Consider the following 9,044-nt stretch of genomic DNA (forward strand, 5'->3'; position numbering starts at 1 on the left):
GGTTCGGACGAGTCGGTTGGGTCGGCTGGCGGTTCGGACGAGTCGGCTGGGCCGGCGTTGTCGCCGGTCTGCTCACCTTGTGGCCTGATGCCCTTCGTGTTTCCCGATAGTGCGCCGAAGCTGCGGGTGCGTGGTTCGTCGCGGCGGGTGCCTGAGTCGTCGGTGGAGCCGGGCAGGGTCTTGTCACCATCTGCCATAGTTCGCCTCCACCGTTCGTGTTCTGCAAGGTCTGCCGATCTGCATGGAAGAGCCTACCTGCAGGAGGAGAACCAGCACAGTTGAGTTCGGGGCGGAAGGCACAAACCGAGCCGCATCTCAGGCGACGACAGGCTTGTCACCAGGTACGTCATTGCAGTCGATTACTAATCAGTAATTCAACTTACAGTTCGGCGTTGTCGGCGCGTTCTTTGCTTGCCGCACAGCCGCATCTCGACTGTCGTGGCGACACACGGGTGTCGTGCCGAGACGCGGGTGCACACGGACGTCGGCGTCGGCACACGGGTGTCGTGTCGAGACTCGGGTGCGCGCGGGTGTGCTTCGACGCTCCACGCGTGTTTCGGCCTGCACTCAGAGTGGTGTGCAGGTTCATAGCGAGACGCCGAGCGAGCCCCGAGCCTGTTCTATAGCCTTCCCGCCACCCGGCCTCTACTCTGAGAACGAACGAACATTCTCAATGAGGAGAATTCGAGAATGCTGACGAACTGTCACGTAGATCGCCCTGCCGATGTCCTGACCATCGAATGGTCACTCCCTCATGCCCAGAAACTGGTGTGGAAGCATCTCAGCGATCCTGAGACATTGCATGAGTGGTTGGGACACCCCACGACGTTCCATGCCCGCGTCGGCGGCGAGATCGTCGTCGATCACGACGATGGGTACTTCTGCCGCTCTGAGGTCCTTTCTCTCACTCACGACGACGGTCCTCCTCCCGCCGGCGGCGCCGAGCTGTCATGGAAGTTTCCCGATGAACCCCGAAGCCGCCTGACTCTGCGCACTTTCGACACCGACGACGGCACCGGCACCAGCCAGACCACCGCCCTGGTTCTCCAACACGTTGGCCTCGGAACGCTCATCGACTCCTACTTGGCCGGCTGGCTGACGCACCTCACGTACTTCGAGGCCTCACTCGGGGCCGCCCCTCTTCCACCCAGCCAATTCTGGGGCCTCTGCACGACGTTCGAACAGCTTCGTGACCAGCAGCGCCGTCACCACCGCGAAGGCTGATTTCCACTTCATTGGTCGTTTTTCCAGGTCATGCCTTGATCATATGTCTCGGCGCGCGGATCCTGGCCCGAGACTCGTGTGCGCTCGGGCACATGTCGACATTCCCAGCGAGCCCCGGCGAACTCCGTGTTTGCCGCAGGCCCCCTTCGACACACGGCTGTCGTGTCGAGACGCGGGTGCACGCGGGTGTGCGCGGACGCTCCACACGTGTTTCGGCGAATGGCGGCAGGTTGCGCGGCCTGCCTGTCAGAGGAAGGCGAATCCGATCAGCCCGGCGGCGATGACGGCGGCCCATGCCGGCAGCTTCCACTTCATCTGGGCGATGAAGACTCCCACGGCCAGGGCCAGAGTGGCCGGTGAGGTGATGCCCTGGGTGAATACCGGGTCGTAGAGGGCGGCTGCGAGTATGCCCACCACGGCCGCGTTGACTCCCAGCAGCGCCCGTCGCACAGTCTGTGCGCTACGCAGTCGCTCCCAGAAGGGCAGTGCGGCGATGACCAGGAGCGCTGCCGGCAGGAAGATCGCAAGCAACGCTATACCGGCGCCGATCAGACCGGTCGGGCCCGATGCTGTGGAAGCCCCGAGGAATGCGGCGAAGGTGAAGAGCGGCCCGGGCACCGCCTGTGCGGCCCCGTACCCGGCGAGAAAGGTGTCATGACCGACCAGACCGGTCGCGACCGTCTCCGACTCAAGCAGAGGGAGCACGACGTGACCGCCGCCGAAGACGAGGGCACCGGCGCGGTAGAAGACATCGATCAGGCGCAGACTCGAATCACCGGTCGCAATTGTCAGGACCGGCAGTGCCACCAGCAGCAGGAGGAAGGTCGTCAGCGCAATGACGCCGACTTTCCGGGAAGTGCGCACCCCGAAGTCTGGTCGCGCACCTTCCCTGTCGGGCTGCTCATCCGCGTCCGGTCTCTTCGACGCGCTGTCTCGAGCAGCTTTGTCTCGAGCGGCTTCGTCTTGCGCCGCTTCTCGGCGCAGCCAGACCAGTCCGGTGAGCCCGCCCACGACGATCGCCGCCACCTGCACGAACGGGTTGGGCACCAGCAGGATGATGATCATCGCAGCCCCGGCGATGGTGGCGCGTTTGGCATCCGGGGTGAGGTTCTTCGCCATTCCGAGCACCGCCTGGGCGACCACGGCGACCGCTGCGGCTTTCAGCCCGTACAGCCACCCCATGTCCGCGCCGTCGTTGAGAGTGGCGATGCCGAAGGCGAAGACGACCAACACGATGGCCGAGGGCATGGTGAATGCGAACCACGCCGCCAACAGTCCGCCGATGCCCGCGCGCTGCAGACCGATCGCCATGCCCACCTGGCTGGAGGCGGGGCCCGGAAGGAACTGGCACAGTGCCACCAGGTCGGCATAGGCTCCGTCGTTCAGCCATTTCCGACGCGCGACGAAGGTTTCCCGGAAGAACCCGAGATGCGCGACCGGACCGCCGAACGAGGTCACGCCGAGGCGCAGGAACGCCCAGAACACTTCCACGATCGTGCCGGGATGCCTGCGCCCGGTCCGCACATCTGCCATCGCTTCGCTCATTCTCACCATTCTGGTGCTCACGACTCATCCGAACCGCCATTCCAGCAGAGAACGTCGATGAACTTCAGGACAATTCTCGCCCAGGCAGGGATGCACCAGGCGGGGCTGTACACGGCCGGGATGCACCAGGCCGGGATGCACCAGACCTTGCCTACACGAGCCCCCGGTCCTCAGCGACGCGGATCGCCCGAGACCGCGAGTCGACGCCGAGCTTCGTGAACACGTTGACCAGGTGGCTCTTCACCGTCGCCTCGGTGACGAAGAGCTCCTGCGCGATCTGCGCGTTCGAGACCCCCGTGGCCAGCAGCTTCACCACGTCGCGTTCGCGTCGGGTCAGTTTCGGGCCCGGGTTGCGCATCGCGGCGACGACCTTCGAGGAGATCTCGGGCGGCAGATACGTTTCCCCGCGCGCGGCCTTCTCGATCGCGGTCGAGATGTCCTCAGGGTTGATGTCCTTGAGCAGATAGCCGGCCGCACCGGCATTGAGCGCGGCGACGATCTCCGCATCGTTGTCGAAGGTCGTGAGGATGAGGACCGCGGGTTTCGTCGGCCGCGCGTTCAGCCGCTTCGTCACCTCGATGCCGTCGATGCCCGCACCCAGACGCAGGTCGCACAGCACCACATCGGGCGTGAGCTCATCGACGGCGGCCAGCGCCTCTTCCCCGCTGCCGGCCTCGCCGACGACGGCGATGTGCTCGGGGGCGTCGATGACGGACCGCAGGCCCGCCCGCACCACGGGATGGTCGTCGACGAGAATCACTCGAATGCTCATGCGCTGTCTCCTTGTGTGCGTTGTCCCTTGCCGTCATCACCCTCGCCGAGGCTGTCCTTACCAATGCTCTCACCTGCAGTCCCGCCGGTGGTGCCCTCGCCGAGGCGGTCCTCGGGCTGCCCCTCGGCTGCAGTCTCCGACCGGGAGATCAGGCCCGGGTTGTTGGGCAGGGTGGCTGAGATTGCGAAGCCTGAGCCCGGCGTCGTCTCGATGACGAGCTCGCCTCCCAGTTCCCGCATCCGCGAACCGATGAAGTCGAGGCCGAACCCGGACTCCGATTCGCGCTGCCGGGAGTCCGGATCGGTCATGCCGACGCCGTCGTCGACGATGTCCATGCGGATCGATCCGTCGAGGTCCATGAGGCTGACCATGACCCTCGAGGCCTGAGAATGCTGTCTGACGTTGGCGAGCGCGGACTGCGCGGTTCGCAGCAGTGCGACCTCCACCTCGGCGGGCAGAGACGGCAGGGTCTCGTCGACCTCGACACGACCGCTGATGGAGGTGTCGTCCTCCAGGCGGGTGAGCAGACGGCGGATGGCCGCGGTCAGGGCTCCGTCCTCGAGCTCGGCCGGGGCCAGGGCGGCGATGATGCGGCGCACGTCTCGTGAGCTCTGCGCGGCAAGGTCCTCGACTTGGCGCAGGACCTGACTCGCGTGTTCATCGGTGGTCCTGTCCACCTCGGCGTGGGCGATGAGACGGATCGAGGAGATCTCCTGCGCGATCGTGTCGTGGATGTCGCGGGAGACGCGGGTGCGTTCCTGGATCTCACCGGCATGGCGTTGGGTCAGGGCCAGTTCATCCTGGAGGTCGAGGAGGTTCTGGTGGGCCTGCTCCAAGGATTGGAGCAGCTCCTCGCGTCTGCGCCCCTCGCGCAGGAGTTCGATGTAGCCGCGGGAGAGGCCGAGGGCGAAGACCGCACCGATGAGTGATCCGATGATGCTGGCGGTGCCGACCGCACCGTAATGGGCCAGAGGTGCCACGACCGTCGCGATGTAGGTCAGCGCGGTGAAGACCACAGCGATGCGCAGCGAGAACAGGTGTCCGGCAAGCAGCCAGAGGACGAAGGCGATCCAGATGAACTCGGCGGAGACCAGGAGGGTGCACAGCCAGGCGGTGGCCAGAACCAGCAGCCACCATTTGGCTAAGACGATCGCTCCGCTGCGGGCTGCCCGGACCGCGCCGAGGGCGTACCAGGCGAGGAAGACGATGCTCACGGCTATCGCGGCCAGGGGTGCCGCTCCGGCATCGATGGCGCGGATGCACGAGATCACGGTGAGAGCCAAGGCCATGGCGTGCTGGCCGATCTCCATGGTTCTCACTGTCCACCCGCGTGTGCCCACGGTGTCACCTTCCTGCAAGTCGTTCTTCGCGCTTGTCGTCATCCCTGCCAACTCAATCACATCTGCGGCGAGTGCGTGCGCCTTTTCGAAGGTGGGCGCCGTCGCCCGTGGGCACTGTCGACCGGGGAGCCCGACCGGGGGCTGTCGACCGGGGAGCCCGACCGGGGCGCACAGGTGGGGCGCACAGATGGGGCCCGGTCACCGAAGTACCTCGATGGCCGAGCCCCACCGCAACACTGACGCCCGGGCTGTTCTGCCGTCGGCGAGGTGCGCGGTCAGTGCCTGCCGTGGCCGGCCGAGGCGCGGGCCTCGTCTCGTTCGGATTCGGCGAGGAGATGGGTTCCCTCGTTCCGAGTCCTGTCGGACTGATTCTGGTCGGACTGAGCCTCGCCGAGTTGTACGCCACCCGCCGCAGCTGCATCAGCAGCTGCGTCGGCGTACTGGTGCTCCGAGCGTGTGATCGCCTTGTGGGGCCACCACATCTTGTTGCCTCCCAGGCTGACGATGGCCGGGACGATGACGGTGCGCACCAGCACCGTGTCGACGAGCACGCCGACTCCGACGATGAGCCCCAGCTGGCCCAGGACCATCAGCGGCAGCATACCCAGGGCCGCGAACACTCCGGCCAGGACGATGCCGGCACTGGTGATCACGCCGCCGGTGTGGGCCACGGCTTCGATCATGCCCTGGCGGGCGCCGTGGACGACGGATTCCTTCTTCGCTCGGTGGGACAGGAAGATCGAATAGTCGATGCCCAGTGCCACGAGGAACAGGAATGCGAGGATCGGCACCTGCGCGTCGATGGCGTCCTGGCCGAAGACCAACCGGCTGAGGAACGCGCCGAGGCCGATCGCGGCGGCCGAGGATGCGACGTTGACCACGAGCAAGGTTCCCGCCACGAGAGGTGCACGGAGGATGCCGAGCAGAATGATGAAGCTGATGGCCAGGATCAACGGCGCAATGGTCAGGAAGTCCTGAGCGTTGGCGTCGCGGGCATCGAGTTCGGTTGCCGCCGCGCCGCCGACCTGTGCATCGGCACCGTCGATCGCATGGACGTCGGCCCGAATGTCCTCGACCAGGTCGAGGCCTGCCGGGCTGTCCGGCGCGAATTCGCCGGTGACCATGACCTTCGAGATCGAAGTTCCGCCGGTGCTCGTCTCGTCCGTGACGTTGGCGCGCACGACTCCGTCGATGTCAGCCACGGAGTCCTTGACGTCCTCCGCATGGCCCGAGTCGGTGACGACCCAGATGGGCTGCGATTCGCCGGGAGGGAAGTGGCCGGCCAGGACGTCGAGGCCCTGGGCTGATTCGGACTGCACGCGGAACTTCTCGGACTGGTCCAGTCCCACCGAGGTGCCGATGAGTCCGGTGGCCATGACACCGAGAATGATGATTCCGGCGCCGAGGTGGATGCCCGGCTTCTTGACCACGCGAGTCGCGATGGTCCTCCAGATGGAGGGCTTGGCAACGGGCTTCGAGATGGTGGAATCGTCGAAATTCTCCTGCACCTTCGGCACGAAGGGCCAGAAGACGCCCTTGCCGCAGATCGCCAGGACCGGGGGCAGTGCGAAGAGCACGGCTGCCGCGGCGATGATGAGTCCGATCGCGGCGGTGATGCCCAGTCCACGGGTTCCCGGGATCACGGCGAAGACGAGGCTGAGCAGGGACAGGACGACCGTCAGGTTCGAGGCGAGGATCGTCGATGCTGTGTGGGTCCAGGCGGACCCCAGTGCCAGGCGGTGATCGAACTCGCGGCCCAGCTCCTCCCGGTAGCGGGAGATGAACAGGAGCGCGTAGTTGGCTCCGGCGCCGAAGACCAGAACGCTGATGATGCCCGCGTCGAACTGCAGGTCCAGGGCATCACCGACGGCGGCAGTCACAGTGGAGGCGAGGCCGTCGGCGGTGCCGATGACGATGAGAGGCAGCAGCCACAGGATCGGTGAGCGGTAGGTGATGATGAGCAGCAGGGCGACGATGACGATGGTCACGATGAGGAGTGTGAAGTCCGCACCGCTGAAGGCCCCTGCGATATCGGCACCGATCGCGGGACCACCGGTGACCAGAAGCGACATTCCGGAGTCTGCGAGCTGGCCGGTCTGGGAGTCATCGGCGATGAAGTCGCGGAGCCCGTCGACGGTTTCGGCGGTGTCGGAGTTGGTCAGCCCCACCTCGATGGGGACCATGAGCAGTGCGGCCTTGCCGTCCTCGCTCATGATCGGACCGCTGGCCTGGGAGTCGCCGTCGGTGGCAGAGGAATCCGGAGCTTCAGTCGAGCCCTTGTTCGAATCACTGGACTGGGCGGAGTCGATGTAGTCGCTGATCGAACCGCTCAGCTTCCCCAACTCTGTCCGGTCGGTCTCGCTGAGGACCGAACCGTCATCGTAGGAGGCCACGACCATGACCGACTGTGTGTCAGCGTCGGGGAACTTCTGCAGGAGCTGGGCGGTTTGGGTGGATTCGGAATCGGCCGGAGCGGATTCGGTGGCCCGGTCCTCGCCTGCCCCGGACAGGAGTCCGAAGAGGAGCGAGACGAGGATGACGACCCCGCCGAGGACGAACCACGAACCGCGCTTCGACACGAGCGTGTGTGCGCTTTTCGTCAGTGTTGTGTTCATGTCTCAAGCTCATCAATTTTCTGAGCTGGAAACATCGCCTAGGAGTTCAGACTAAATCTGCAACTTTCGATGGGGAAAACGACCCGGTCGGCATGAGCACACTCTCCGACCTGGGCAGATGCCTCAGTCGGTGGCGTCGCCGACGGCTACTCGATCCTGGCTCCTGCTGCGTCCATCTCGGCCAGCGCCACCGTCGACGAGTCGGTGCCGACACCGGCGATGAGGTCCTGCAGAACACGGACGGACCAGCCGCCCTTCAGGGCGTCGAGGACCGTGGCGCACACGCAATGGTCGGTGGCGATCCCGACGACGTCCACCTCGGCGATGGTGAGGTTTCTCAGCAGATCGCCGAGGCGGTCCCCCGCTTCCGTCGTTCCCTGAAAGGCCGAGTAGTCAGGAGTGCCCCGTCCCTTGCGCACGTGATGGGTGACCGCGTCGGTGCTCAGCAGAGGGTCGTACTCGGCACCCTCGGTGTCCGCGACGCAGTGGACGGGCCAGGTGTCGACGAAGTCGGGAGTCTGGCTGAAGTGGCCTCCGTTGTCGCTGTCGGCATCGTGCCAGTCGCGGGAGGCGATGATCGCGTCATAGTCGCCGGCGTGGGCGTCAAGGTAACGGGTGACCTCGGTGGCCACGGTGTCACCACCGTCCACGCCGAGCGCGCCGCCTTCGGTGAAGTCGTTCTGGATGTCCACGATGAGAAGTGCCTTCGCCATACCTCGAGCATAGGCGCTTTCGTCCATTTTTCCAGAGGTCACGACGGGATTCAGATCCACCCGTGGCCACGGAACATGGTGCGATAGATGTCCCTGACGACGGATTGCTTGCGAGCGTTGTAATCCATGACCGTCTCACCAGCGGCATTCGCCTCGGCGGCTGAGCGCAGCTTCGCTTTCTGGTAGCGGTGCCGGTCGGCGGAGTTGTCGCGCAACCAGTCGCGGAACAGCCCCATGCGGGCGACTTCCGGGCACCGGGGTCCGAACACGTGGAGGTTGCACATCGGCGCGAGTGGGTTGCCTGTGTCGGCATCCAGATGTTTGAACATTCGGTGCTGATACCAGCCCGGCTGACGGATCACGAGAGTCAGGTCGAGCGCCTCCAGAGGTGCCCGGTACACCGACTCTTCGCCGGGGTCTGCGACAACGAGCGCAATGTCGATGATGGGCTTCGCCGCCAGCCCCGGCACCGAAGTGGACCCGACATGCTCGATGCCGAGCACCCCAGGTCCAAGGGCGGAGTGAATCTGTTTTTCAAGCTTCGAATACTGCTCTGACCAGCCAGGATCATGATCGATGAGTTCAATCGGTGCATGCGGCAGGCCGGTGCGGACCCAGACGTCTGGGTCATCGACGTTGCTGAAGGTGGTGATCCCGTCCGGCTCAGCATAGAACGGGTCGACGGTGTCGTCATTCATGTCCGCATCATCTCCACATCGGGTCGTGTCAACTCGACTTTGAGTCGCACTGTCGCCGGGTTCCGAGCATAGGCCAGTCGGGTCAGCCGGTCGGTTTGCCCTCGAACCAATAGAACTGCGAGAAGTGATGGTCCTTC

At 65.2% G+C, this 9,044-nt stretch carries 8 protein-coding genes; 1 reads left to right on the top strand and 7 read right to left on the bottom strand.

Going from position 1 to position 9,044, the window contains the following annotated elements:
• A partial coding sequence (locus L0G76_RS11655) for a hypothetical protein (protein WP_304357373.1) occupies positions 1 to 197 on the bottom strand: 197 nt, incomplete at its 3' end.
• Positions 198 to 690: 493 nt separating this feature from the next.
• On the opposite strand from L0G76_RS11655, the gene L0G76_RS11660 reads away from it, so the two are divergent.
• Positions 691 to 1,224, top strand: a complete 534-nt coding sequence (locus tag L0G76_RS11660; RefSeq protein WP_304357374.1) for an SRPBCC family protein — start codon at positions 691 to 693, stop codon at positions 1,222 to 1,224.
• A gap of 246 nt (positions 1,225 to 1,470) precedes the next feature.
• On the opposite strand, the gene chrA is transcribed toward L0G76_RS11660, so the two are convergent.
• The 6 genes from chrA to L0G76_RS11690 form a co-directional block, all read right to left on the bottom strand.
• Positions 1,471 to 2,769 (bottom strand): chromate efflux transporter, encoded by a 1,299-nt coding sequence (gene chrA / locus L0G76_RS11665; protein WP_304357375.1) that lies wholly within the window; start codon positions 2,767 to 2,769, stop codon positions 1,471 to 1,473.
• 151 nt (positions 2,770 to 2,920) lie between these two features.
• Positions 2,921 to 3,541: a response regulator gene (locus L0G76_RS11670; protein ID WP_304357376.1), complete on the bottom strand. Its 621-nt coding sequence runs from the start codon at positions 3,539 to 3,541 to the stop codon at positions 2,921 to 2,923.
• The gene (locus L0G76_RS11675; RefSeq protein ID WP_304357377.1) at positions 3,538 to 4,923 is read right to left on the bottom strand and encodes a sensor histidine kinase; all 1,386 of its coding nucleotides are present in this window, start codon (positions 4,921 to 4,923) and stop codon (positions 3,538 to 3,540) included. Before L0G76_RS11675 ends, L0G76_RS11670 begins: the two co-directional genes overlap by 4 nt.
• Before the next feature lie 233 nt (positions 4,924 to 5,156).
• Positions 5,157 to 7,496, bottom strand: coding sequence for an MMPL family transporter (locus L0G76_RS11680; protein ID WP_304357378.1), 2,340 nt, complete (start codon positions 7,494 to 7,496; stop codon positions 5,157 to 5,159).
• Between the two features lie 146 nt (positions 7,497 to 7,642).
• On the bottom strand, positions 7,643 to 8,209 hold the full coding sequence (locus tag L0G76_RS11685) for an isochorismatase family protein (RefSeq protein ID WP_304357379.1): 567 nt from the start codon (positions 8,207 to 8,209) through the stop codon (positions 7,643 to 7,645).
• A 50-nt stretch (positions 8,210 to 8,259) separates the two neighbouring features.
• Positions 8,260 to 8,907 (bottom strand): GrpB family protein, encoded by a 648-nt coding sequence (locus L0G76_RS11690; RefSeq protein ID WP_304357380.1) that lies wholly within the window; start codon positions 8,905 to 8,907, stop codon positions 8,260 to 8,262.
• Between the last annotated feature and the right edge of the window lie 137 nt (positions 8,908 to 9,044).

It is taken from the genome of Brevibacterium picturae, assembly GCF_030453725.1.
In the GTDB taxonomy this organism is placed as follows: Bacteria; Actinomycetota; Actinomycetes; order Actinomycetales; family Brevibacteriaceae; genus Brevibacterium; species Brevibacterium sandarakinum_A.